Here is a 24,303-nt window from a genome sequence, read left to right on the forward strand (position 1 = left end):
GGAAGCGCCCGCCCGCAGGCGGGCGGCGGGCGCCATCGTTCAGGCCGCTTCGTGGGTCCCGAAGGCGCGGGCGCGCAGGGTGTTGTCCAGCAGCATCGCCACGGTCATCGGGCCGACCCCGCCCGGCACGGGCGTGATCCAGGCGGCCTTCTCGGCGGCGGCGTCGAACTCCACGTCGCCGGTCAGGGTGCCGTCGTCGCGGCGGTTGATGCCGATGTCGATCACCGTGGCGCCCGGCTTGATCCAGTCACCCTTGACCAGGCCGGGCTTGCCGACCGCGGCGACCACGATGTCGGAGTGCCGTGCAATGGCGGCGGTATCCGGGGTGAAGCGATGGCAGATGGTCGGGGTCGCACCGGCCAGCAGCAGTTCCAGGGCCATGGGTCGGCCGACGATATTGGAGGCGCCGATCACGCAGGCCGTGCGGCCCTTGAACGGTTCCTCGATATGCCGCAGCAGCTGGATGACGCCCCAGGGGGTGCAGGGGCGCAGGCGCGGCACGCGCGCCACCAGGCGGCCGACGTTGTACGGGTGGAAGCCGTCCACGTCCTTGGCCGGGGAGATGCGCTCGATCACCGTCTCGGGGTCAATGTGATCCGGCAGCGGCAGCTGGACCAGGATGCCGTCGATGGTGCGGTCGGCATTGAGCTGGTCGATCAGCGCCAGCAGATCGGTCTGCGGCGTGCCCGCGGGCAGGTCATAGGAGTGCGAGACCACACCCACCTGTTCGCAGGCCTTGCGCTTGTTGCGCACATAGACCTCGGAGGCCGGGTTGGTCCCGACCAGCACCACGGCGAGGCCCGGCGGACGCAGGTCGCGGGCGGTCATGGATTCGATCTCGGTCGCGATTCTTGCGCGGTGGGTCTGGCCAATCGCGCGTCCATCGATGATCTGGGCCGTCATGGGGTCTCGCCTCCGGGGGAACGCCCGCGATCTTCCCATGGCGGGCGCGGGGGCTCAAGCGATTTGCCGGGCGGAATCTGCATGGGGGCGAGGCGGATGCCTCGGCCAGCGGAGGTGCCTGGCTACAGGGCCGCCGAGAGGCCGCTTGCGGGCGCGCTGGCCTCGCAGCGGTTGCGCCCGTCCTGTTTGGCGCGATAGAGCGCGTCGTCGGCACGGGCAATCAGGGTCTCGGCGGTGTCCCTGGATTTCGGGTTCGCGTCGAGGCTGGCGATGCCGACGCTGACCGTGACCGTCAGGGTGTCCGGTGCGCAGGGCGGGGCGGCCTGGTGCCCGGTCAGGGTGATCGGGTGGCCGGATATGGCTTCGCGCAGCTTCTCGCCCAGCGCCATGGCTGCCTTGAGGTCGGTATGCGGGGCGACGACGACGAACTCCTCCCCGCCGAAGCGCGCGGCAAGGTCGGAGCGCCGCAGGACTTGCTGCATGCGTTCGGCCAGGGTCGTCAGGATGTAGTCCCCGATCAGGTGGCCCAGGCGGTCATTGATCGGCTTGAACTGGTCGATATCCAGCATCACGACGGACAATGGCTGGCCGTAGCGCCGGGCGCGGGATACTTCCTCGTCCAGCCGGCGATCCATGTGCCGGCGGTTGAACAGGCCGGTCAGCGGGTCGGTGATGGATTCGTGTTCCAGCCGAGTAATGTGGCGGATCTTCTCCACCGAGCTATGGGTCAGACCGACCACGGTGCAGACGAAACAGCCCCCGAGGAGGAAGATGGCTGGCACCAGGAGGTCGGGCAGGCCCTCGTAGAGCCCCCAGTTCAGCGGGATGTAGCCGAAATAGCCGAGGATAAAGACCGGGACCAGAAAGAACATCATCTTCCAGCCGGTGCGGACTCGGCTCTCGGGGAGCTCGCGCAGCAGCCGGGCGAGTGTCCATTGGGCATACAGGAGGCCGCTTGCCCCCAATACAATGGCTGTGTTGGCTACCCAGTCGAGCATCCGTCCCCTCCGCGCTCGCGACCCTGCGAACGTCCCGAGCCGACGTTAGCACGGGGCCGCGCCCGAGGGGAGGGCATTGCAGGCGGAATCTGTTGATGAATGTTGACCGCGAACCCCTCGCGGGGCTACCATCCTGCGCTCGCTGTGTAGGCCCTTTAGCGGGGACGGCTCGACGGGGTATAGCGCAGTCTGGTAGCGCGCCTGCTTTGGGAGCAGGATGTCGGGGGTTCGAATCCCTCTACCCCGACCATGGCTCCCGGCCACGGTTTTCCGGCAGGCTCGGATCAGGCGCCATGGCCTCAATGCTCGGCGGTAACGCGCTCGTAGCTCAACCGGATAGAGCATCGGCCTTCTAAGCCGACGGTTGCAGGTTCGAGTCCTGCCGGGCGCGCCAGGGCCGCCCTTCGCGCAAGTAGCTGTACAGTGACACGGTGGTGACCGTAGCTCAGTTGGTAGAGTCCCGGATTGTGACTCCGGTTGTCGTGGGTTCGAGTCCCATCGGTCACCCCACCCCCTTTTTTGTTCCGGGGGCCGTTAGCTCAATTGGTAGAGCAGTGGACTCTTAATCCATTGGTTGTAGGTTCGATTCCTACACGGCCCACCATTTTCTTTCCCGCTTTTCCCGATTGATCTCAAATAGCGCCGCAGGCGTGTAGCGGATCCCTTTGCCGTTTTCGGTGTGGCGAAGGATGGGGCGGCATATCTCCAGGTCTTTCACCTTCCGTTCAGATGCGCGGGCGTAGTCTGTTTGCGTGTTCGTGTATCAGTGCGGTTTGTGCCGTCGGGAGGCTGGAAAGATGACAGGCAGAATTTTAATGATCCTGATGCTGGCGGGTTTGGTGGCCCTCCTGGCGGGGTGCCAGACGGTGAGCAAGCAGCAGACCGGGGCCCTGATCGGGGGTGCGGCCGGCGGTGTCATCGGCAGTCAGATCGGCGGCGGGCGCGGGCGTACTGCGGCGATTATTGCCGGGACCCTGGCGGGTGCGGCGGTTGGCGGTTCGGTGGGGCGGAGCATGGATGACGTGGACCGGATGCGCGTGTCGCGTACGCTGGAGACGGTCCCGGATCGCCAGAGCTCGACCTGGCGCAACCCGAATACCGGGCATCAGTACCACGCCACACCGACCCGGACCTACCGCTCCTCGGGGCAGGACTGCCGCGAGTACCAGGTGCAGGCCACCATGGACGGCTACCCCGAAACGATTAACGGCACGGCCTGCCGTGATGCCAGCGGGCGCTGGGTGGATGTTTAGAGAGAGCCCCAGTGCCCCGGGCGACTTGTCCCGAGACGGGTCACCCGGAAGACGGCCATAAAAAAGCCCCGCATGAGCGGGGCTTTCTCGTTCCGGGGTTGGCCCCGGAAGGGGGCGCGAACCGATCAGGACCTGCGGTACATGTCCTCGGTGGTCGGGACGTAGCCGAGGTTGTCCTCGCCGATGCCCTTGACCTTCGGTTCGTTGAGGTCGCTAATGCGCACATTGCCGTCCTGGCTGCGCAGGTAGTCGGCGACGCCGTCCCAGATGTCGACCCCGACACCGCCGGGCACGCTCTGCTGCACGCTGGCCCAGCCGGCGACGACGTATTCCTTGTCGGCGTCCAGCTTCCTGCCGTCCAGTTCCATTTCGGAGATCCGGTTGCCGGCACTGGCGCTCGGGTCGATGGCGTACTTCAGGCCGCCGACACGGACCATGTCGCCACCCTGCTGGTAGAACGGATCGGCGTTGTACAGGTTGTCGGCCACGTCTTCCAGGATGTCCTTGATCTGGGCCCCGGTAAAGGCGTTGCGGGTCATCTCCGGGTAGGTGAGACCGGTCTGGTCCATCACGTGCTCGAAGGTGATCGGCATGCCCGGCAGCACGGTGGTGCCCCAGCGGAAGCCCGGGGAGAACGAGATCTGCGCATCGTTGTATTCAATCAGGCCATCGCAGATCAGCTGGTCGAAGGTGCCGTTGAAGTTGCCGCGGCGGAACAGCAGGTCCTCGGTGACCGCCAGTTCCTCGGACAGCTTCTCCTCCATGTTGAAGGTCTCGCCCTTCCAGGTGACCTCGCTGTTGCGCATGTTGTGGATGTACGTCGCCATTGCCGGGTCTTCCGGCAGCATCTCGGCGAACACCGGCACCAGGCGGTATTCCCAGTCCTTGATTGCGCCGTCCCGGAAATCGAAGTCCAGCACGCCGACGAACTTGGCGTTGGAGCCGGCATTGGTGACCAGGCAGGTTCCGCCGTCGGGGCGCTCGATTGGCATCGGCTGCGGCACGGCGTCATGGGTATGGCCGCCCATGATGGCGTCCAGACCCTCGACCATGCCGGCCATCTTGATGTCCACGTCCATGCCGTTGTGCGACAGGGCAACGACGATCTCGGCGCCTTCGGCACGCGCGTCGTTGACGGTCTCCTGCATGTCGTCCGGACGGATGCCGAAGGACCACTGTTCGACCATCCAGCGCGGGTTGGCGATCGGGGTGTAGGGGAAGGCCTGGCCCACCACCGCCACGTTCACGCCGTTCATCTCGCGGATCACGTAGGGCTTGAAGATGCGGTCACCCCAGTCCACGTCGCGGACGTTCTGGGCGACGAAGTCGATGCCGGCATCGGCGAAGTCGCCGTTCACGACCTCTTCCACACGGTCCGCGCCGTAGGTGAATTCCCAGTGACCGGTCATGACGTCGATGCCCAGCAGTTTCTGTGCATCGACCATGTCCTGCGCGTTGGTCCACAGCGCGGAGCCGGAGCCGCCGCCCCAGGTGTCGCCGCCGTCCAGCAGGAGGGCGTTCGGTCGCGAGTCACGTAGCTTGTTGATCAGCGTCTTCAGATGCGCAAAGCCGCCTACGCGACCGTACTGTTCGGCCGCTTCCATGAAGTTCAGGTTGGTATAGGCGTGGGCGTAGATGCTGTCGCGTTCGATGTCGTAATGCTTGAGGAAGTGCTCGCTTACGATGTGCGGCGGACGGTTACGCATGTCCGCCACGCCGAGGTTGACGTTTGGCTCGCGGAAGTACACCGGCTTCAGCTGGGCGTGGCAGTCGGTGTAGTGCAGCAGGTGCACATTGCCGAAGCGATCCAGGGTGTCGTAGGGATCACCCGCAGTGCCGCCCTTGTTGTTGCTGCAGGCGGCGGTGCCCAGGGGGAAACCGGCGGCGCTGGCGGCGGCCAGTAACTGCATGAATTCTCGGCGTGAGATGTGCATGAGGAGTTCTACCTCTCTTGTCCGGGTGTATTGGTGGTGGGTTTTCGGGCAGTTCTTATGACTGTCGGTAGACGAATGGTCCTGCGGGAACATTCCCCGCGTACGCGGTTTCTATCGCCGGTCCTCGCGCGCCTCGCGTGCGGTCTCTCGGGCCGTGTCGCGCTTGTCTTCGATGCGTTGACGGTCGCGCTCGCTGGCATCCGAGGCGTCCATTCCCGCCTCGAACTGGCGCACGGCCTCCTCGTACTGGGCGCGATGAAAGAAGTATTCGGCCATGGCCTCGCGGCTGATTGCAATATACCCGGCCGCGTCCGCGATGTCCGCCTGCAGGCGCAGGAGCTCCGGATTGGGGGCCGCCTCGCGGCGGATCATGTCGGACAGGATGCGAATGGCGCGGTCGGGCTGCCCGAGGTCGCGGTGGACCCGGGCCAGGCGTTCGCGGATCACCGGGTGGCCGGGATACACCGCGTCCAGATCTTCCAGCCGTTCCAGCGCCGCGCTGTGTTCGCCTTCCTCGCGCAGCAGTGCTGCGAACGCGAGTTCGAGGGTCAGTCCGGGGGCGTCCGCCGCATCGAGGCGTTCGAGCTGTTCGCGGGCGCGGCCGGGTTCTCCACGTTCGAGATAGGCGACCGCCGCCCCGTAGCGCTGCTGGGGCGAGGGGGTGTCCGTTGCGCGGAAGCGTTCCAGGGTTCGCCGTGGATCCTGCAGCGCCTGCATGCGCGCCTGCATCCACTGGAATTCGGGGCCGCGGTTGCGGGTGTCGCTGGCAGCCATCTGGTTTGCGCGGTTGCGGGCGTCGGTGATCCGGTCGAGGGTGACCGGGTGCGTGCGCAGGTACTCCGGCACCTGGTCGCCTACCCCGCGCGAGAGCTCTTGCAGGCGTTCGAAGAAATCGGCCATCGCATTGGGGTCGAAGCCGGTGCCTTGCAGGATCTGCATCCCGGCACGATCCGCCTCGGCCTCGTTTGCGCGGGTGAAATTGATCTGTTGCTGGATGCCGCCGGCCACACCCCCGGTAATGATGGCCGAGCCCAGGGTGGGGTCCACCGCCGAGGCAAGGATGCCCGCCAGGATGGCGAGGCCGGTGGTGAAATTGACGTCGCGCCCGCGCGCGAACATGCGCGCGAGGTGCCGTTGGGTAACGTGGGCGATTTCGTGTGCGACCACGGCGGCCAGTTCGGCCTCGTCGCGGACCTCCAGCATCAGACCCGCATGGATGCCGATAATGCCCCCGGGCATCGCGAAGGCGTTCACCTGGCTGTTGTCGATGGTCAGGAAGTAGAACGGCCCATCGGCGCTGGGTGCGTTGGCCAACAACTGGCGTCCCAGGGAGTCGACATAAAAGACGATCTCGGGATCGGTCACCAGGGGGGCGCTGCGGCGGACCTCGCGCAGCAGGGAGCGGCCGAGCTCGCGTTCTTCCGCCGGGGTCAGTACGCCGCCGGAGGCCTCGCCCAAGTCGGGCAGGGAAACGCCACTGGAGTGGGCGGGTGGTACCGCCAGGCTCGCCACCACCAGAAGGGCGGCGAGCAGGAAATGGACAATAGAAGGCATGCCGCGAGGGCCGGCGGGCGCCGGCCCTCTGGTGTGGGCATGCCGGGGGCGGTCGTTACTTGCCAAGCCCCGGGGCCGACGAATAGGTGCGCATGCTGTCGCGGGTTTCCCACAGCTTCGGCTTGAGCATCGCCGCAGGCACCATGAACTTCTTGCGGTCCAGCACCTTGTGGGTGCGGACGAGCTTGATCACGTCGTCATAGTCCATCTTGAACAGCAGGCCCACGTCGCCGCCGGAGGTGCGCCGCGCGATCATGTAGTTGTCCTGCATGTCGTGCACGTAGATGTTGGCAGGGCGCAGCTTGCCGTTCTCGTCTTTCAGCGTGACGGCATAGTGGCCGTCGACCTGGAATTCGCTCTTGTCCACCGGGATATCCTCCGCGAAGCAATGAAGCTGATGACTCTGCATCAGCGTTTTCTTAAGCGTGGGCGACGATAGCAGAACTTTTCGTCCCGGGCGACCATCCACCTCTCCTCGCTTGGTCTTGTTTGCATTTCCGATCGGTTTCGCTATGCTCCGCGCCCACTCCTTGCGTAGAGCGGCCGCCGGTCAGAGCTCGCGCGACGAGTACGGCATCCCCCGCAAGTGAAAGACCCGGAGCGCAGCGTGTACGGATTTACCGAGATCACCCCGGACGAACTGGAGCAGTGGCGCAACGAGGGCAAGAGCTTTCGTTTGCTGGATGTGCGCTCGCCGGGCGAGACCGGTCGCGGCGTTATCCCGGGGGCAGAGCTTGTCCCGCTGGCCACTTTGCCGCTGCGCAAGGACGAGTTCACCGGTAGCGATGCGCCGGTGGTCATTTACTGTCAGAGTGGGGCGCGTTCCGCCCAGGCCTGCGCCTTTCTCGCCCAACAGGGCGTGGACTGTGCAAGCAGCCTGCGCGGCGGCATTGTCGGGTGGGCCCAGACCGGAAAACCGGTGGTAAGCCCGGATTAGAATTCGGTTGTATTCCGATGCCGATTCGCCTATAAGGGGGAATTCGGTTGATTACCGTTCGGTAATGGCTGCAGCGCACGGGGCCCAACCGAACCGCAGTACACGACTGATAAAACGCACTCAAAGGAGAGAAACGATGGCCAACTTTGACCAAGAACTCGATGCTTCCGGCCTGAACTGCCCGCTGCCGATCCTGCGCGCCAAGAAGGCGCTGGCCGCGATGGACGCCGGCCAGGTTCTGCACATCATCGCGACCGACCCGGGCGCCGTGAAGGACTTCCAGGCGTTTTCCAAGCAGACCGGCAACGAGCTGATGGAGCACAAGGAAGAAGGCGGCAAGTTCTACTTCCTGATCAAGAAGGGCTAAGGCGCTTCAAGTGCTTGATTCGGGGCGGCAATTCGCAAGGGTTGCCGCCCCGAATCCTGAATAACGATGGTTGCCATGCGGTAACTGGATTGGTGCCTGGACGAGGTCTAGGCTGGCTGCGCAAGGTTCACAAGAAACCTGCATCGCCTAAAGCGAAGAGGTGTGAGATATGGCGACATACGCTGAGATGCAGCAAATCTTCGACGATATTCGTGGAGATTTTCGCTACGACCACGAGCTTAACGGCTGCCTGAACTGCGGCATCTGCACGGCCACGTGTCCGTCCGCCCAGTTCTACGATTACTCGCCGCGCGAGATCGTGCAGCTGCTCTGGACCGAGAACGTCGAGCAGATCTACGACGCGATGCAGGAAAAGATCTGGGCCTGCGCCCAGTGCATGACCTGTGCGGCGCGCTGCCCGTTCAAGAACTCCCCCGGTGGCCTGGTCGCGATCATGCGCGAAGTGGCCATCAAGCACGAGATGCAGTCCGCCAAGGACGTGCTTCGTCCGTTCGGCCGCGTCATGCTCAAGCTGATCACCACGGGGAACCAGCTGTCTCCCGATATGATCCAGCCCGATCACTTCCCTGACTGGGGCCCCAACATCCAGAAGGTGGAAGGTGATCTGCGCATCCTGCGCAAGGCGATTCCGGTGAAGACGCTGCAGACGGTCGAGACCGCCTGGGAAGTGTCCCTGAAGACCTCGGTGGAGATGTACACCATCTGGGAAATGACCGGAGTCCTGAAGTCCCTCGAGCTGATGGACGAGAATCTCTTCGACGTGATCGAAGACTTCATCGACGAGAAGCGCGAGGACTACGAAGACTGGCTCGAGGAGCAGGAAGAGGAAGACGACGAGTAAGTCGTCCACCGATTCCCGCATCCAAGACATCAGGAGAAGCGTTATGAGTGAACAGACCCCAGGCAATCACAACCAGAATGGTGAAGGCGCTGGCGCCGGCACCATGAAGCCCGGTTCCCACAACACTGACGGGCAGGGCATCGCCGGTCACGGTTCGTTCTTCCAGTCGACCGATCTGTCGAAGGAAGACGCAGTCAAGGCCACCGACTGGGTGCGCAAGCACGTCGACCGCCGCACCGTCGACCTTGGCGACCGCATGGACGACGTCCGCGAGCACATGTACGAGCTCGAGAAGGACGGCCAGATCATCATTCATCGCATCAACGATGAACACGAGCCGATGTCGGTGAAGACCCTGTTCGGCTGGGACAAGAAGGTCCCGACCAAGCAGCTGTGGCACCACAAGTCCTGTGGCCAGTGCGGGAACATTCCTGGCTACCCGACCTCGCTGCTGTGGTTCATGAACAAGTTCGGCTTCGAGCCGGGCAAGGACTACCTCGACGAAACCGACCAGACTTCCTGCACCGCGTGGAACTACCACGGCTCCGGTATCGGGAACGTCGAGTCGCTCGCTGCGGTGTTCCTGCGCAACTTCCACCAGGCCTACGTCTCCGGCAAGCAGCACGGCCACGAGCTGGGTCATTTCTACCCGCTGGTCCATTGCGGCACCTCCTTCGGTAACTACAAGGAGATCCGCAAGTATCTGGTCGAGTCCGCCGAACTGCGCGAGAAGGTCACCAAGATCCTCGGCAAGCTGGGTCGCCTGGTCGACGGCAAGCTGGTCATCCCGGAAGAGATCATCCACTACTCCGAGTGGGTGCACGTGATGCGTAACCGTATCGCCTCCGAGCTGCAGACCATCGACGTCTCCAACATCCGCACCACCGCCCACGTGGCCTGCCATTACTACAAGATGGTCCACGAGGACGCGGTGTACGATCCCACCGTGCTGGGCGGCAACCGTACCGCGATCATTACCTCCACCGCCCAGGCTCTGGGTGCGCAGGTGATTGACTATTCGACCTGGTACGACTGCTGCGGCTTCGGCTTCCGCCACATCATCTCCGAGCGCGAATTCACTCGCTCGTTCACGATGGATCGCAAGATCCGCGTGGCCCGCGAGGAAGCCAACGCCGACGTGATGCTGGCCAACGATACCGGCTGTGTCACGACCATGGACAAGAACCAGTGGATCGGCAAGGCACATAACCAGAACTTCCAGATCCCGATCATGGCGGAAGTCCAGTTCGCGGCCCTGGCCTGCGGTGCGGACCCGTTCAAGATCGTCCAGCTGCAGTGGCACGCGTCGCCCTGCGAGGACCTGGTCGAGAAGATGGGCATGTCCTGGTCCGAGGCCAAGAAGACCTTCCAGGAGTACCTGAAGGAAGTCGAAGCCGGCAATATCGAATACCTCTACAATCCTGAACTCGCTTACGGGGGCAAGGTCTGATGCAGCAAGATACCGTTCTAGTAGTGGGTGGTGGGCCGGCCGGTCTGGCCGCTGCCGCCAATGTCAACTCGGCCGGCTACAAGGCCGTGGTGGTCGAGAAGGAAGACGTCCTCGGCGGCGCCCCGATCCTGTCGGGTTACGCCAAGCTGGTGCCTTCCGGCGAGTGGGCCAAGGACGCCATTGGTCGCATGGTCAAGCGCGTGGAAGACGACGCCAACTCGACCGTGCACAAGAGCGCCAAGGTCGAGAAGCTGGAAGGCGAGGCGGGTAACTTCACCGCCACGCTGACCAACGGCGAATCCGTCCAGGCGGGCGCCGTGGTCCTGGCAACCGGCTTCACCCATTTTGACTCCATCAACAAGCCGGAGTGGGGTTTTGGCACGTATGAAGACGTGCTGACCACCACCCAGATGGAACAGATGGTGGGCAGTGGCAAGATCGCCTGCCCGTCCGACGGCCGTGTGCCGGAGCGTGTCTGCATCCTGCTGTGCGTGGGCTCCCGTGACCGTCAGATCGGTCGCGAATGGTGCTCCAAGATCTGCTGCACCGTCTCCGCCAACCTGGCGATGGAGATCAAGGAGATCTCACCGGAAACCGACGTGTTCATCTACTACATGGACATCCGGACCTTCGGCCTGTACGAAGACAAGTTCTACTGGAAGTCCCAGGAAGAGTTCAAAACCAAGTTCGTCAAGGCCCGTATCGCGGAAGTGACGGCCTCGGGCGATGGTCGCCTGCTGGTCAAGGGTGAAGATACCCTGGTCAAGCGCCCGATCATCATCCCGTTCGATATCGTCGTGCATGCCATTGGCATGGATCCGAACGCCGATAACCCCGAGCTTTCCCAGGTGTTCGGTATCGGCCTCGAGAAGCACGGCTTCATCGAGAAGGCCGAGCAGTACACCAACACCTGTGGCACCACCCGCAAGGGAATCTACTCCTGCGGTGCGGCCTACGGTCCCGAGACGATCGACGACTCGATCGCCCAGGGTGCCGCCGCCGGTGGCCGCGCGGTTGCGGATCTGCATGCGCTGGTTCAGAAAGCCGGCTGAGGTCGTCAGCGACGAGGCGGCTTCGGGGCTCGCCCCGGAGCCGCTTGAGGTTACCTTTGACAAGGAGATCCTCGCGTCCAAGCTCTCCACCCTGAAAGGGGCTATCGCCGAAGCGGGCGGTGTCGATGGGTTGGAGACGTTCATCGAGGCCTTGCGTTCGAAGCACGAAGTCTTTGCGGCGATCGTGGCCAAGGGCGACGAGATCGATGCAGAGGATGTTCGGGCCCTTGGGGGGCTGGTCTTTTCGGTTCGCCGGAAGCTGGTCACCCTGATGGCGGAACGGCAAGGGGCCCTGGTGGACGGGGTGCGTGCCCTGGTCCACCCGGATGTTGATGTCAACGACCGCCTCGCCGCATTCGCGGACCTGGCGGCAGATGACAAGAAACTGCGCCGGGCGATCTGGGACTTCGGTGCCGAGATCCTGCATTTTGCAGATCCCGAGGCTGTGCCACTGGCTTGCCGCTGGGTCTGGGATACGTCGACCACGACTGGGTCGTTGCGCGAGTTCATTCGCGCCAACGACACGCTTCGGTCAATCCCGATCGGGGAGTCAGTCGGTGCGATCGAGGGGGCACGGCGCTGGTTTTACGAGGCGCTGGCGGAAGAGGGCTTTTACCGTGACCTGCCGTTTGTAACGGATCTGGTCTGGGTCCAGGCCTATTCGGACTACGCCCGATCGCTGTCGATGAGTTTAGGGATGATCGACAACCAGTTTGGTGGCAAGCAGGATCCGCTCGAGCTGGCGGTGAAGATGCTGGGGATCGATTCCCCGGAAGGTCGCCTGAAAGGAACCGATGCGTCGCTGCATTGAATAACGGAACGAACTTGAGCCTGGCAAGACAGGTTTTCGGAGAGACGTCATGGCAATACATGAAAAAGCACTGATCGAGGACGAACGACTCCAGCAGCACGACGAGCTGGTGGTCGACGGGGTGGATGTTTCCGGTCACTGGAACACCATGATTGCCCCGCGCACGGTTCGCGATTACGACGACGATTTCGAGGCGAAGATCCAGACCTACACGGGTGCGGAGAACGTGCACCGCTGCTGGCAGTGCGGGTCCTGCACCAACTCCTGCACGATGTACGCGCAGAATGTGCAGTTCAATCCGCGCTACTGGATCTACCTGACCCGGCTTGGCATGAAGGAAGAGCTGGTCAAGGACAAGGACATCATCTGGCAGTGCGTTTCTTGCAACAAATGCACGAACATCTGCCCGAAGGACGTGAAGCCGGAAGGCGTGATGAAGGCGCTGGCGCACTGGATGGAAGAGGAAGGGATCACCGAAAAGACCCCGTCCAGCATCTTCGATGAAGAGTTCGCCGATCAGATCTACAAGACCGGCCGCATCGAAGACGGCAAGGTCATGCAGAACTTCTTCAAGAAGACCGGCCAGCCGCTTCTGCAGGAATGGCTGAAGGTGTTCGTCTTCCGCATGATGAAGCACCTCCCGGTGAAACACCTGATGGCGATGGGCTTCAACACGATTCATACGCCGCGCACCAAGTCCTGGGGCAAGACCGGGGACGTGCTGAAGAGTTACGTGCGCGAACAGAAGGAGGCCGCTCATGGCTAAGGTTGCTTACTATCCGGGTTGCGCACTTGAGGGCTCCGGTGGGCCGTACGATCGCTCCACCCGCGTGCTGGTGAAGGCGCTGGGGCTCGAGATGGAGAACCTGCGCGACTGGAACTGCTGTGGCGCGATGGAGGTGAAGAACGTTCACCCCATGCTGCAGACCTACCTGTCCGCACGGAACATGGCGATCGCCTCCGAGCAGATGGGCATGGACACCGTGATGGCCCCCTGTAACGGCTGCTATCACAACCTGAAGAAAGCCGAGTTCGAAACTGCCACGTCGGAAGACGCGATGAACACCGTGCAGGATCTTGCGCGTCAGTCGGATGACCCGGTCTACAGCGGCGACGTTCGCACCCTGCATCTGCTCGAGTGGCTGATGGAAGAACTCGGTCCGGAAGGCATCAAGCAGAAGATGACCAAGAGCCTGAACGGCATCAAGGTCGCGAACTACTACGGCTGCATGTACACCCGTCCGCGCCAGATCTTCCCGGAGAAGGACAATGGCCCGGGCTCCGACTCCAGCTATCAGCCGCACTTCATGGATGACCTTCTGGGCGCCGCGGGTGCCGTGAACGTCGAATATCCGTTGAAGACGTCCTGCTGCGGTGGTGCGCACACGTTGTCCGATTCCGATACCTCGACCCAGCTGGTGCTGAACCTGCTGCAGTCGGCGGAAGACTCCGGTGCGGAAGTGATCGCCACCGAGTGCCCGACCTGTCACTCCGGTCTGGAGATGCACCAGGTTCGTGCCGAGACCGAGTTCGGCATCAAGACCGATGTGAAGGTGCTGTACTTCACCCAGTTGCTGGGTCTGGCCATGGGCCTGTCCGCGCGGAAACTGGGCATTCACGAGAACGTGAGTGACTCGATTGGCCTGCTGAAGGAGAAGGGGGTCATTTGATCCCTGGACCCATGCCCGGCATGGCCCATCGAAGACTTTGGAAGACGGGCGCCTGGCGCCCGTTTTTTTGTGTAGGCACGGGTCCCCGCGGTCCCGGGAATGAGGCGAAACATGGATTGCAACGGCTGCGAGTTTCACCCTGAACTGTTCTACGACGACGAATTCCAGATCTGGCTTCGGCGCGAGGACGACGACACCCTGACCGTGGGCATGACCGACCTGTCGCAGACGATTGCGGGCAAGATCATCCACGTGCGGGTGCGGCGGCCGGGTACGCGGCGACCGCCGGGCAAGCCGGTTGCCACGATCGAAAGTGGAAAGTGGGCGGGTCCGATCCCCAACTTCATCGACTGCAAGATCGTGGAGGGGAACGAGGAGGTGCTGGAGAACCCGGTGCTGCTGAATTCGGATCCCTACAATGCCTGGATTGCCCGAGTCGAGCCCACCAACGGGATCGAGTCCGCGCTGGAGGTGTTCCTGACCGGGGACAAGGCCGAGGAAGGCTACTGCAAGCGGGCCAAGGACGATGACATCCAGTGCCAGCGAAAGCTGCGGTGAGCGGGACCATGGCTGATATCGACGACGATTATTACCTGGACAACGACGAGCAGACGGTCGTGATCATCATGACCTCGGGCCCGTCGACGCCCGGCCGTTGCGCCACGCCGTTCTATCTCGGCGCGGTCATGGCCTCGATGGATGTGGACGTGCACATCTTCTTCACCATGGAGGGCGTGCGCTTGATGGAGCAGGGTGTAGCGGATGATCTGCGGGCCATGGAAGACGGCAAGTTGATCAAGGACTTTATCCAGGACGCAAAACGCGCAGGCGTGCGCTTGCACGTTTGCCAGCCCGCTCTGCCGGGGTATAGAATCGACGCGTCTTCGGATCTCATCGACGATGTCGATGAAGTGAATCGGGCGAGCGAGTTAGCCGACCTGATACTACGCAGTGATAAAACGATAACGTTTTAATTTTCCCGCTTTATTTGAATATTCCTGGAGGAAGACATGGGTGCAGTTCGGGGTTGTGATATTCCGGAAGATCTGATGTACAACGTTGAAAACAACGTTTGGGTGCGCAAGGAAAGCGACGGTACCGCCACCGTCGGTCTGACGTCCTACGCCTGTTCGCTGGCGGGCACGATTGTGTCCTACACCCCGAAGAAGGTCGGCAAGACGGTCAAGAAGGACAAGTCCTGCACCACCGTCGAATCCGGCAAGTGGGTGGGTCCGGCCAAGACCCCGGTCACCGGTGAAGTCACCGAGACCAACGACAAGGTTGCGGGTAACCCGGGCCTGATCAACGAAGATCCCTACGGGGAAGGCTGGCTGATCAAGCTGAAGCCGGAAGACTGGGATGGCGAAATCGGCGATCTGAAGACCGGTTCCGACGCCCATGCGGCCTTCGAAGCCAAGATGGAAGCGGACGGTTTCGGCGGCTGCTAAGCCCCGATCCGGTCCGGGCCGCTGACCCGTTGCGGTTGGCGGCCTCTTTTTTTCGGTAATACCCGAGTAAAACCTTCAAGAAATGCGCCGACCCGGAGACCGCCGATGACAAGCTGGAACGATGTAATCCAGCGGGTAGAGCCCCTCGAGGACGTCCCCGTCGATCCGTTGCTGGTTGATGACCTCCAGCATAGCCTGCAACACGCCGGGGATCCGGGTTCGGTGCACTTTTATACCCCGACCTTCAAGTCCTACCAGTCCAGCGAGCTGGCCGATTGTGGCAAGAGTGCATGGCCTGCGATGTCCATCACCGGTGGTGATTGCAAGCTGGCCTGTGACCACTGCAAGGCGAAGATCCTGGACCCGATGATCCCCGTCCGCACCCCGGAGGATCTCTGGCGCCAGGTGAATGGTGTGATCGAGTCCGGCGCCCAGGGCATGCTCCTGACCGGTGGCTCGAATCATCGCAACGAGGTCGAATACGACCCGTATTACTCCACCATCCGGCGCATCAAGGACGAGTTCCCCGAATTCCGCATTGCCATGCATACCGCACTGGTGGACGACGACATTGCGCTGTCCATGGAGCAGGCGGGAATCGATGCGGCGATGATGGACGTCATCGGTGCCCAGGACACCATCACGCAGGTCTATCACCTGCGGCGCAGCGTGGACGACTTCGAGCGCACGCTCGAGAGCCTGGTGAACACCAACATGAAGGTGGTCCCGCATATCGTGATCGGCTTGCACTACGGCAAGCTGCTGGGCGAATGGAATGCGCTCGAGATGCTGGCGCGCCACCTGCCGGATGCCGTGGTGCTGGTGGTGGTCATGCCGTTCTACGCGCCGGCCAGTCGCCCGTTCGAGACCCCGGATGTGCATGCGGTGGGACGCTTCTTCCACGACGCCCGCGCGCGCCTGGGTGATACCTCGCTGCTGCTGGGCTGCGCCCGTCCACCGGGCGAGGCCAAGAGCCAGATCGACAGCTACGCCGTGATGGCGGGCCTGTCCGGGATCGCCCACCCGGCGGAAGGGGTGGTGGAACTCGCCGCGCGCCTGGGCAAGAAGGTGCGCGTGACTCCGGCCTGTTGCTCGATCGCTGTCGGGGACGAGGTGATGGCCGAAGACGCCGGCGCCGCCAGTGGCGTCGAACTGGACCTGGACACCATCGTGGCCGAGGAAGCCCGCCGTCGCGAGCAGGAGCGCAAGGCGCGCCAGGGGCTGGGCGGCATTCGCATCGTCACCGAGGGGGGCGAGGTTGCAGCCGGAGGTGGTTGTCATGCCTGAGCGCGACCAGACGACCCTGCGCATCCTCGATACCGGGCTGCGCCCGGCCGCCGAGAACATGGCGTTCAACCGCGCCCTGCTGGAATGTCATCAGGAAGGTGCATCGCCGCATACCCTGCGCTTTTTGCAGTTCCAGCCCTGTGCCCTGGTGGGGTTCCACCAGAACGTGGACCAGGAGATCAACACCGAGTACTGCCAGGAGAACGGCATCGCCATCCAGCGCCGGATCACCGGCGGTGGTGCGATCTATTTCGATGCCACCCAGCTCGGTTGGGAACTGTATCTGGACAAACGCTTTCTCGGTTCGGCCGACATGGGTCAGATTGCCGCGCGCATCTGTAACGCAGCGGCGGCCGGCATGCGTTCGTTGGGCGTGGACGCGCAGTTCCGCCCGCGCAACGATATCGAAGTGGATGGTCGCAAGATCTCCGGTACCGGCGGCGCCTTTGACGGCGATTCGATCATGTACCAGGGCACGTTGCTGATCGAGTTCGATGTCGAGGACATGCTGCGCATCCTGCGCATACCGGCGGAGAAGCTTTCCAACAAGGCCATCGAGTCCGCGCGCGACCGGGTGGTGAACCTCGCCACGCTGCTCGACGAGATGCCCGCACTGGACGTGGTCAAGGAGGCCATTGCGCGCGCCTTCGCCGAGGAGTTCGGGGTGCGCACCGAAGCCGCCGACGTACTCCCGGAAGAGCGCCGCGCCTTCGACGAGGCGCTGGCGGACATCGATACCGAAGAGTGGGTGTATCAGCGCAACCGTCCGGCGACCGATGCCCCGATGTTCGAGAGTATCTCCAAGTCCGATGGCGGGCTGATGCGGGTGGGCGTGGCGCTGGACCCGGAGCGCAAGCGTCTGAAGCAGCTGTGGATTACCGGGGACATCTTCGTGAAACCGGCCCGCACGATCGCCGATCTCGAGGCAGCCCTGCGGGATACGCCGCAGGCGGAGATGGAAGAGCGCGTGCGCGCCTTCTTCGCCGAGCGCGACGTCGAGATGCTCCAGCTGAGCGCGGATGACTTCATCGCCGCTATCCAGTCGGCGCTGGCGCAGGCCGAGGTCGAAGCGGTCGCGGAATGATGAACGGAACGCGAGGTTTTCGCTAATGCTGCCCGCCGCGGTGGATGTGCTGGTCGTTGGTCTGGGCCCGGGCGGGGCCTCGGCCGCGCGTGTGTGTGCCGAGGCCGGGCTGTCGGTGCTCGCGGTCGAGCGTAACAAGGCCTTCGGCGAGCCGGTGCAGTGCGCCGAGTTCATTCCCAACCCGATGGGCGCGTACGCGCAGCCCGACGGCGTGTTGCTGCAGCGGATCGACGCGATGCAGAGCTTCCTGCCCTCCGGCGCGGTGGAACATTCCGACTTCCCGGGCCTGATGGTGGATCGCGGCGAGTTTGATCGCGCCATCATCCGTGCCGCCGAGGCGAACGGGGCGCAGCTGGTGACCTCGACTCCGCTGGTGGCGGTGGACGCGGAACGTCATACCGCCCGGGTGAAACACGCCGGTGACGAACACGAGATCGGCTACCGCGTGCTGATCGCGGCCGATGGGCCGCATTCGCCGGTCGCCGAATCGCTGGGCCTGCCGGCCCTGCCGACGGTGCAGACCCGCCAGTACACCGTGCCGCTGAACAAGCCCTACACCGCCACCGATGTCTGGTTGTCCGATGACTACCCGGGCGGTTACGCCTGGCTGTTCCCCAAGGGCCAATGGGCCAATCTTGGCCTGGGCGCGGACAAGCGCATTGCCGGTGATCTCAAGGCGCCGCTGGAGTCCCTGCATGCCCAGCTGGTCGATCAGGGCCTGCTGGGCGAGGAGATCCGCTACCGCACCGGTGGGGCGATCCCGGTCGGCGGCCTTCGGGAGTCGCTGGTGGCCGGCGACGTGCTGTTCGTCGGCGACGCGGGTGGCCTGACGCACCCGATTACCGGGGCCGGTATTGCCGCAGCGGTGGTTTCGGGCGAGGCCGCCGGCGAGGCCGCGATCGGCCACCTGGAAGGCGACGCCGAGGCCTTGGCCGACTACGACGAGGACATGCGCGACCAGTACGGGCCGGCGCTGGATCGCGCCTGCGAGCGGCGCGCCTTCCTCAACGAACACTGGCGAACCCCGCGGGCGCAGGAAGATGCCACTCAGCGCCGCGGATGGATTGCATTTTCCGAGTATTTCAACGATGGTGACCGGGCCGCGTAATCGGACCCGGTCGACGGATGCCTGGCATCCCCGAGACAACGCTGGAGGAATTCCATGAGTGCAAGTGCAGAGGAGATGGTCGCGCCGATCAACTTTTACCGGCCCGACTATCACATCAAGACCCCGGACATGCGTTCGCCGGAGTACGTGCAGATGTCCACCGCGGCCGCGATCACGCTGGGCCTAGTGCCGGGCACCATGCATCGCACGTCCTGCACGCACTGCCTGAACCTCCTGGTGACCTACCCGGAAGGCTGCCGCGCCAACTGTTCCTACTGCGGCCTGGCCCGCCACCGCGAGGAATCGCGCGACTACGCCGACCGCAACTTCATCCGCGTCGACTGGCCCACCGCCAAGTACGACGAGGTGATCGAGCGCGTGAAGAACCATGCCGACGCCGGCCAGTTCGAGCGCATGTGCATCTCCATGATCACCCACCCGAACTCCGACGCCGACACCGTCGAGCTGCTGGAGCGCTGGGTCGCCGAGGTCAACCATATCCCGGTGTCGATCCTGTCCAATCCGACCACCATGAGCTATGAAGACCTCCAGCTCCTGCGCGACAAGGGCGCGGACATCTTCACCGTCGCGCTGGACGCGGTGACCCCGGAGATCTTCGAGCGCACCCGCGGCAAGTCGGTGGAGAGCCCGCACACCTGGGACAAGTACTGGCAGTCCATCGAGTGGGCCGCCGAGATCTTCGGGCCGGAAAAGTTCGGCGCGCACCTGATCTGCGGCATGGGCGAGACCGAGGAAGAGATCCTGCAGGTCTGCCAGCGTATCCGCGACCTGGGCGGCCACAACCACATGTTCGCCTTCTTCCCGGAAGAGGGCTCGCTGATGGAAGACTGGAACCCGGTCCCGCGCGACCAGTGGCGCCGCGTGCAGCTGGGCCGCTTCGTGATCGACTACGCCGGTGGCCGTATCGACGACATGAAGTTCAACAATGATGGCCAGGTGGTGGACTTCGGTCTGCCGCAGTCGGAGGTCGAGGAACTGATCGCCTCCGGCAAGCCGTTCCAGACCTCCGGCTGCCCCGGCAAGTCGGACGAGGAGGTCTCGGCCTGTAACCGCCCGTACGGCGATTCCAGCCCGACGGACATCCTGTCCTTCCCGTTTGCTCTCAACTCGACCGATGTCGGGTTCGTCCAGCGGCAAATGGCCGGGGAGGATGTCGGCACCTTCGACTTCGACGCCGACGAGACAGAAGACGAGAAGACAGCCTGAAAACGATAGTGGTAGTATCCAGCGAAAGCCCCGGCACCCCCGGGGCTTTCGCACGTCAGGGGATCAATAAGACTTTTTGAATATTCAGGTTTCGAGCAGGGTTATCAAGGCCATTCGCCCGAGTGCCCTTGAACACACCTGCCGAAAAACTCGCGCCACAGTCGGTCACCGTGGCGCGGGCCGTGGGAACACCACCAAGACCGGACCGGCGGCGATACAAGGGGGCCGCGCGGAACCGGGGTGTTCGCACAACACAACAAGAAGACCACCAAAGGAGATAAAAGATGGAAGCACGCTTCATTCGCCGCAGCCTGGTGACGATCGCGGTCGGCCTGGCCATGGGCTCCGCCGGCGTCGCGCACGCCACCAACGGCTACTTCGCCCACGGCTACGGCACCAAGGCCAAGGGCATGGGGGGCGTCGGCATGGCGATCTCCCAGGATTCCTACGCCCCGGGCATCAACCCCGCCGGCATCGCCGGCATGGAGACCCGCATCGACGGCTCCCTCACCTACTTCCGTCCCGAGCGTTCTGTGACTTTCGAAGGTCAACCGACGATCGACAGTGGGAGCAAGAATTTCTTCATCCCGTCCCTCGGTTATGTTCAGCAGATTGATGAGACCCGGTCTTGGGGCATCACGTTGTTGGGCAATGGGGGGATGAATACCGACTATCCCCAGCCGATCTTCAACCAGAGCGGTAACCCGCCGGGGGCAACGACCGGTGTCAATCTTGAGCAGCTCGCCATCATTCCGACCTACGCCCAGAGTTTTGCCGAGGGGCGCGTTCGAGTCGGGGTGAGCCCGATCATCAGTTATCAACGTTTCAAAGCTGAGGGACTGGGTGATTTCGCTGGCTTCAGCGTTGCACCGGAGTACGTTAGCGACAACGGTACGGATTCGACTTGGGGATATGGAGGTCAGGTCGGCTTCCAGGCGGACGTTGCGGACGGTGTTACCGTCGGGGCGAACTATCGTTCCAAGATCCGTAATGGCGATTTTGACGACTATCGAGGGCTTTTCGCCAATGGTGGAGAGTTCGATATCCCCTCTACCTACGGGCTGGGCGTTTCGGTAGATGTGACTCCCGCCATCACCGTATCGGCCGATTACCAGCGCATCAATTACTCTGATGTCGATGCTATTTCAAATCCGGGATCCAACCTCTCCTTGGGGCCAGAGGGTGCACTTGGTGCAAGCAATGGGGCAGGTTTCGGCTGGCGCGACATCAATGTCTTTAAGCTCGGTGCGCAGTTTGAAACAGGCAATGACTGGACCTGGCGTGTGGGCTACAACCGAGGTCAGAATCCGATTCGATCGAGCGACGTGACTTTTAACGTGATTGCGCCAGCCGTTATGAAACACCACTATACGCTTGGCTTTACCAAGGCCTTTGGCGAGCAGCATGAGCTGAGTTTTGCAGCCATGTACGCCCCAAGCCAGAGTGTGACTGGCCCGAACATGATGAACCCGGCGCAGGACATCAAGATCGAGATGAAGCAGTACGAGCTCGAGATCGGGTACGCGTACCGGTTCTGATCGGGAGGCCCGGGGCGGTCGCCTGACCGCCGCGGGGCTTTGGTATTGCGCGCCTGGGAGGGGCGCGCCGGTCTTGAGGGGAAGGCCGGATCCGCCAGGGAGGGCGGGTGATTCTGGAGTTCGTGACGCACCGGGGGGTGCATTCCGGGCCCTTCTTCCTGCCGAGCATTCCGCTCGAACCTATTAGTGAATTCAAAGGAGGATGCCATGCGAGCAATCCACGCCTTGCGCGGGAGCGTCCGTGCGGTCGGCATGGTCGCGGCGGTTGCGCTGTTCGCGGCGAGCCAGACCGTGGCGGCCGATACCTATCGCCCGTTTGTACTGGCCTACACCGAATCGGGGACCGATGTCTCCGGCGAGGCTGCCAGTGTGCGGGAACGCCTGGAGGGGGCCGATTTCCGGTTTCTGGGCGAATACCCCGTCAGCAATGACCGACACGTGGTCGTGGTCACCCACGATGACCTGCTGTCCGTCGCCGGCTCGGAGGAGCGGGGTGGTTATATCGCCCCGATCCGCGTGGCCGTAACCGCGGTCGATGGCGAGCTGCAGGTGAGCTACAACAACCTGGAGTACTTCCGTCACGCCTATCGCCTGGATCGTCCGGTAACGGGTGTTGCCAACCGCCTGTCCAGCACTCTGGGTGCCGAACGCGAGTACGGTTCCGAGGACGGGCTGAGCGAACGTGATCTCAGCCGTTATCGCTATACCTTTGGCATGGAGCGCTTTGATGCCCCGTACGAGCTGGCGAGTCATGGCTCCCGGCGGGCGGCGCTGAACGAGCTGGATGGCAATCTCGCATCCCGTGTCGCCGGGGTCAGCGAGGTCTACCGGGTGGACATCCCGGGGCAGGACGTCACCGTGATCGGCGTGGCCGTGCGCGAGGCCGACGGGGCCGACCAGGACTCGGCCGACCTGCACCAGCTCGGCATCGTGGATGTGGGCGAGTTCCGCCATACCGCGACCGTGCCGCTGGAGATCATGGTCCGCGGGGGCGAGGTGGAGGCGCTGCACATGCGCTTCCGCAAGGCGCTGCATTTCCCGGATCTGCGGATGCTGGGGGACAACAGCTTCATGCGTCTGCGCAGCTCGCCCGGCGCGCTGGAGGAGACCCTGAAGGCGGTCGCCGGCCACCAGGAGCAGGAAGATAGCGGATTCGAGTGGTAACCCCGCTATAATCCGTTCGCGCCATGGAATGGCGCAAGGGGTGGCGGAATTCCCGCGTACCCCACTCAAGAACCCCGGTCTGCCGGGGTTTTTTTACGGCCCGGGCACGCAGTTGTTTTATGCTCCCGCAACACTCGCGGCAGGATGCACATCCATGAAATCGATGAAGATCGCCAATATTGGCGAGATCCGCAACGAACTCAACAAGTACAAGAAGGGCAAGAAGCTCGATATCCATCAGTTCAACCAGGTCGCGCGCCTGGCCTGGCTCGGCAAGATCGTGATGCAGCCGCTGGATCTGGAGGATGCCGAGTGCAAGTCCTTCCTGGTCTACATCCAGGAGCCGGAAGAGCTGGCCGCGCACTTTCTCGACACCGACCAGGAGCTGTCCGGCGGCATCCATATCATCGACGGCGAGCAGGCCATGGCCATGGTCGAGATCATGCGCAGTGGGGTCGAGGAACGTGCCAAGCTGTACGAGGATCTCTCGCGCAGCGACTTCTATTTCCGTTACTTCTACCAGCCCGGCCAGGAGGACAAGGCGGACGATCCCGCTGCCGGCCAGGACAAGACCGAGGGCTGACACTTGGTCGCATCGACGGTGACCCCGGAGTGGATCGACGCCGGGGCTCGCTCCGCCGAGGAACTCCACGCGCTGTATGCGGGGCTGGCGAGCATGACCTCGCCGGACGCCCCCCCGCGCGTACTCTGGACGCACGCCCGCGAGCCACATATATCGGTCGGCGCCAGCCAGGATGCCGCGTCCGATCTGGACCTTGCGGCCTGTGCGGAGCAGGGCGTCCCGGTGGTGCGACGCCCGCTGGGCGGTGGCTCGGTCTGGGTGGATGCCGATCAGGCCTGTTTCTTCCTGATCCAGCCGCGTCATGTCCTCGCTCGGGGGCATCGCCACTTGTTCGCCATGGGCCTGGGCATTGCGATGGATGTCCTGCGTGAGGTTGGGCTGGAGGGCGTGGAGGCGCGGGGTCAGGATGTCTGGGTCCAGGGGCGCAAGATCATGGGCACCGGCGCGGCCACGCTCGACGAGGGCTGCGTGTTCGGGGCCAGCTTCCTGCGGCACTTCCCGGTCGAGCGTTTTCTCGCCTGTGTCCATGCCCCTAGCGAGGGCTACCGCGACTGGCTGCGCCCGGCGCTGGAGACCGGCATGACGGATTGCGCCCGTCAGTGCCCGGAGCCGCCCGAGCCCGCGCAGGTCGAGGCCGCCCTGCGCGCGGTCCTGGAGCGCCGTTTCGGCGTGCCGGTGCGGGTGATCGAGCCGGACAGAGACACCATCGAACAGTGGCTGGCGGCCGGGCGCGAGGAGCTCGAGGATCTGGCCGACGGGCAGGGGGCGCCTGCGGTGCGCGACGGGATCCGCGTGAACCGCGACAACCACGTGTTCGAGACCCGCGGGGCCTGTGGGCGCCTGCGTCTGCACGTCGAGGGCTCGCACATCGCACGGGTCTGGTGCGAGGACCCGGCGACCACCGCCATCCTCGAGGAGCACCTGATTGGCGAGTCCCCGGAGCGCCTGCGCGTGCGCTCGCGCCTGAACGGCCAGCTCGATGCCCGCATGGTCGACGAGATCAGTGCCCGCATCGACGGGCTCTATCGCGGAATCGCGGCGGCCTGACCCGCCCATTTCGTTACCCACGAACG

General features: G+C 63.6%; 25 protein-coding genes and 4 tRNA genes. 24 read left to right on the top strand and 5 right to left on the bottom strand.

Annotation, left to right across the window (positions count from 1 at the left end; all coding sequences use genetic code 11):
- Positions 1 to 39: 39 nt before the first annotated feature.
- Together folD and F622_RS0101025 are read right to left on the bottom strand one after the other, a co-directional pair.
- Positions 40 to 903 carry a bifunctional methylenetetrahydrofolate dehydrogenase/methenyltetrahydrofolate cyclohydrolase FolD gene (gene folD / locus F622_RS0101020; RefSeq protein ID WP_018144036.1) on the bottom strand — a complete coding sequence of 288 codons (864 nt, stop codon included), beginning with the start codon at positions 901 to 903 and terminating at the stop codon, positions 40 to 42.
- 122 nt (positions 904 to 1,025) lie between these two features.
- Positions 1,026 to 1,901, bottom strand: coding sequence for a GGDEF domain-containing protein (locus tag F622_RS0101025; protein ID WP_018938842.1), 876 nt, complete (start codon positions 1,899 to 1,901; stop codon positions 1,026 to 1,028).
- A gap of 173 nt (positions 1,902 to 2,074) precedes the next feature.
- Between F622_RS0101025 and F622_RS0101030 the strand changes: the two genes are divergently transcribed.
- The 5 genes from F622_RS0101030 to F622_RS0101050 all read left to right on the top strand — a co-directional run bounded on the left by F622_RS0101030 (position 2,075) and on the right by F622_RS0101050 (position 3,154).
- Positions 2,075 to 2,151, top strand: a tRNA-Pro gene (locus F622_RS0101030).
- 67 nt (positions 2,152 to 2,218) lie between these two features.
- A tRNA-Arg gene (locus F622_RS0101035) sits at positions 2,219 to 2,295 on the top strand.
- 40 nt (positions 2,296 to 2,335) lie between these two features.
- A tRNA-His gene (locus tag F622_RS0101040) sits at positions 2,336 to 2,411 on the top strand.
- Between the two features lie 18 nt (positions 2,412 to 2,429).
- Positions 2,430 to 2,505: transfer RNA gene (locus F622_RS0101045), tRNA-Lys, on the top strand.
- Between the two features lie 193 nt (positions 2,506 to 2,698).
- Complete coding sequence (locus F622_RS0101050) at positions 2,699 to 3,154, top strand: RT0821/Lpp0805 family surface protein (RefSeq protein ID WP_038038336.1); 456 nt, start codon at positions 2,699 to 2,701, stop codon at positions 3,152 to 3,154.
- Between the two features lie 125 nt (positions 3,155 to 3,279).
- On the opposite strand, the gene soxB is transcribed toward F622_RS0101050, so the two are convergent.
- From soxB to F622_RS0101065, 3 genes are all read right to left on the bottom strand, one after another.
- On the bottom strand, positions 3,280 to 5,088 hold the full coding sequence (gene soxB / locus F622_RS0101055) for a thiosulfohydrolase SoxB (RefSeq protein ID WP_018938844.1): 1,809 nt from the start codon (positions 5,086 to 5,088) through the stop codon (positions 3,280 to 3,282).
- 111 nt (positions 5,089 to 5,199) lie between these two features.
- Positions 5,200 to 6,642 (bottom strand): M48 family metalloprotease, encoded by a 1,443-nt coding sequence (locus F622_RS0101060; RefSeq protein WP_019571179.1) that lies wholly within the window; start codon positions 6,640 to 6,642, stop codon positions 5,200 to 5,202.
- A 55-nt stretch (positions 6,643 to 6,697) separates the two neighbouring features.
- On the bottom strand, positions 6,698 to 7,051 hold the full coding sequence (locus F622_RS0101065) for a hypothetical protein (RefSeq protein ID WP_018168412.1): 354 nt from the start codon (positions 7,049 to 7,051) through the stop codon (positions 6,698 to 6,700).
- 198 nt (positions 7,052 to 7,249) lie between these two features.
- Between F622_RS0101065 and F622_RS0101070 the strand changes: the two genes are divergently transcribed.
- The 19 genes from F622_RS0101070 to F622_RS0101160 all read left to right on the top strand — a co-directional run bounded on the left by F622_RS0101070 (position 7,250) and on the right by F622_RS0101160 (position 24,277).
- Entirely contained in the window at positions 7,250 to 7,579 is a 330-nt protein-coding gene (locus tag F622_RS0101070) for a rhodanese-like domain-containing protein (RefSeq protein WP_018144010.1), read from the top strand.
- A gap of 136 nt (positions 7,580 to 7,715) precedes the next feature.
- Positions 7,716 to 7,946 (top strand): sulfurtransferase TusA family protein, encoded by a 231-nt coding sequence (locus tag F622_RS0101075; protein ID WP_018144009.1) that lies wholly within the window; start codon positions 7,716 to 7,718, stop codon positions 7,944 to 7,946.
- A 187-nt stretch (positions 7,947 to 8,133) separates the two neighbouring features.
- Positions 8,134 to 8,808 carry a 4Fe-4S dicluster domain-containing protein gene (locus F622_RS0101080; protein ID WP_017941141.1) on the top strand — a complete coding sequence of 225 codons (675 nt, stop codon included), beginning with the start codon at positions 8,134 to 8,136 and terminating at the stop codon, positions 8,806 to 8,808.
- A gap of 43 nt (positions 8,809 to 8,851) precedes the next feature.
- On the top strand, positions 8,852 to 10,258 hold the full coding sequence (locus F622_RS0101085) for a heterodisulfide reductase-related iron-sulfur binding cluster (protein ID WP_018938846.1): 1,407 nt from the start codon (positions 8,852 to 8,854) through the stop codon (positions 10,256 to 10,258).
- A gap of 23 nt (positions 10,259 to 10,281) precedes the next feature.
- Positions 10,282 to 11,310 carry an FAD-dependent oxidoreductase gene (locus tag F622_RS0101090; protein WP_018168414.1) on the top strand — a complete coding sequence of 343 codons (1,029 nt, stop codon included), beginning with the start codon at positions 10,282 to 10,284 and terminating at the stop codon, positions 11,308 to 11,310.
- The gene (locus tag F622_RS0101095) at positions 11,249 to 12,121 is read left to right on the top strand and encodes a hypothetical protein (protein ID WP_018938847.1); all 873 of its coding nucleotides are present in this window, start codon (positions 11,249 to 11,251) and stop codon (positions 12,119 to 12,121) included. Before F622_RS0101090 ends, F622_RS0101095 begins: the two co-directional genes overlap by 62 nt.
- A gap of 49 nt (positions 12,122 to 12,170) precedes the next feature.
- Positions 12,171 to 12,887 (top strand): 4Fe-4S dicluster domain-containing protein, encoded by a 717-nt coding sequence (locus F622_RS0101100; protein ID WP_018938848.1) that lies wholly within the window; start codon positions 12,171 to 12,173, stop codon positions 12,885 to 12,887.
- Entirely contained in the window at positions 12,880 to 13,791 is a 912-nt protein-coding gene (locus F622_RS0101105) for a CoB--CoM heterodisulfide reductase iron-sulfur subunit B family protein (protein ID WP_018144004.1), read from the top strand. The genes F622_RS0101100 and F622_RS0101105 overlap by 8 nt, the downstream gene beginning before the upstream one ends.
- Positions 13,792 to 13,902: 111 nt before the next feature.
- Positions 13,903 to 14,349: a glycine cleavage system protein H gene (locus tag F622_RS0101110; RefSeq protein WP_018938849.1), complete on the top strand. Its 447-nt coding sequence runs from the start codon at positions 13,903 to 13,905 to the stop codon at positions 14,347 to 14,349.
- An 8-nt stretch (positions 14,350 to 14,357) separates the two neighbouring features.
- A complete protein-coding gene (locus F622_RS0101115) occupies positions 14,358 to 14,765 on the top strand; it encodes a DsrE family protein (RefSeq protein WP_026287984.1) in 408 nt (135 codons plus the stop codon).
- Between the two features lie 36 nt (positions 14,766 to 14,801).
- A complete protein-coding gene (locus tag F622_RS0101120; RefSeq protein WP_077276997.1) occupies positions 14,802 to 15,239 on the top strand; it encodes a glycine cleavage system protein H in 438 nt (145 codons plus the stop codon).
- Positions 15,240 to 15,344: 105 nt separating this feature from the next.
- Positions 15,345 to 16,526: a radical SAM protein gene (locus F622_RS0101125; RefSeq protein ID WP_018144000.1), complete on the top strand. Its 1,182-nt coding sequence runs from the start codon at positions 15,345 to 15,347 to the stop codon at positions 16,524 to 16,526.
- Complete coding sequence (locus F622_RS0101130) at positions 16,519 to 17,610, top strand: lipoate--protein ligase family protein (RefSeq protein ID WP_018168417.1); 1,092 nt, start codon at positions 16,519 to 16,521, stop codon at positions 17,608 to 17,610. Before F622_RS0101125 ends, F622_RS0101130 begins: the two co-directional genes overlap by 8 nt.
- Positions 17,611 to 17,635: 25 nt before the next feature.
- Positions 17,636 to 18,718 (top strand): NAD(P)/FAD-dependent oxidoreductase, encoded by a 1,083-nt coding sequence (locus F622_RS0101135; RefSeq protein ID WP_018168418.1) that lies wholly within the window; start codon positions 17,636 to 17,638, stop codon positions 18,716 to 18,718.
- Between the two features lie 54 nt (positions 18,719 to 18,772).
- Positions 18,773 to 19,945 carry a radical SAM protein gene (locus F622_RS0101140; protein ID WP_019571180.1) on the top strand — a complete coding sequence of 391 codons (1,173 nt, stop codon included), beginning with the start codon at positions 18,773 to 18,775 and terminating at the stop codon, positions 19,943 to 19,945.
- A gap of 284 nt (positions 19,946 to 20,229) precedes the next feature.
- Positions 20,230 to 21,483 (top strand): OmpP1/FadL family transporter, encoded by a 1,254-nt coding sequence (locus F622_RS0101145; protein ID WP_018176086.1) that lies wholly within the window; start codon positions 20,230 to 20,232, stop codon positions 21,481 to 21,483.
- Positions 21,484 to 21,690: 207 nt separating this feature from the next.
- Positions 21,691 to 22,647: a hypothetical protein gene (locus F622_RS0101150; protein WP_018176085.1), complete on the top strand. Its 957-nt coding sequence runs from the start codon at positions 21,691 to 21,693 to the stop codon at positions 22,645 to 22,647.
- A gap of 154 nt (positions 22,648 to 22,801) precedes the next feature.
- Entirely contained in the window at positions 22,802 to 23,230 is a 429-nt protein-coding gene (locus F622_RS0101155) for a hypothetical protein (RefSeq protein ID WP_018143994.1), read from the top strand.
- 3 nt (positions 23,231 to 23,233) lie between these two features.
- Positions 23,234 to 24,277 carry a lipoate--protein ligase family protein gene (locus F622_RS0101160; protein ID WP_018176084.1) on the top strand — a complete coding sequence of 348 codons (1,044 nt, stop codon included), beginning with the start codon at positions 23,234 to 23,236 and terminating at the stop codon, positions 24,275 to 24,277.
- The last annotated feature ends 26 nt before the right edge of the window (positions 24,278 to 24,303 follow it).

Source organism: Thioalkalivibrio sp. ALMg3 (genome assembly GCF_000381225.1).
GTDB classification, from domain to species: domain Bacteria; phylum Pseudomonadota; class Gammaproteobacteria; order Ectothiorhodospirales; family Ectothiorhodospiraceae; genus Thioalkalivibrio; species Thioalkalivibrio versutus.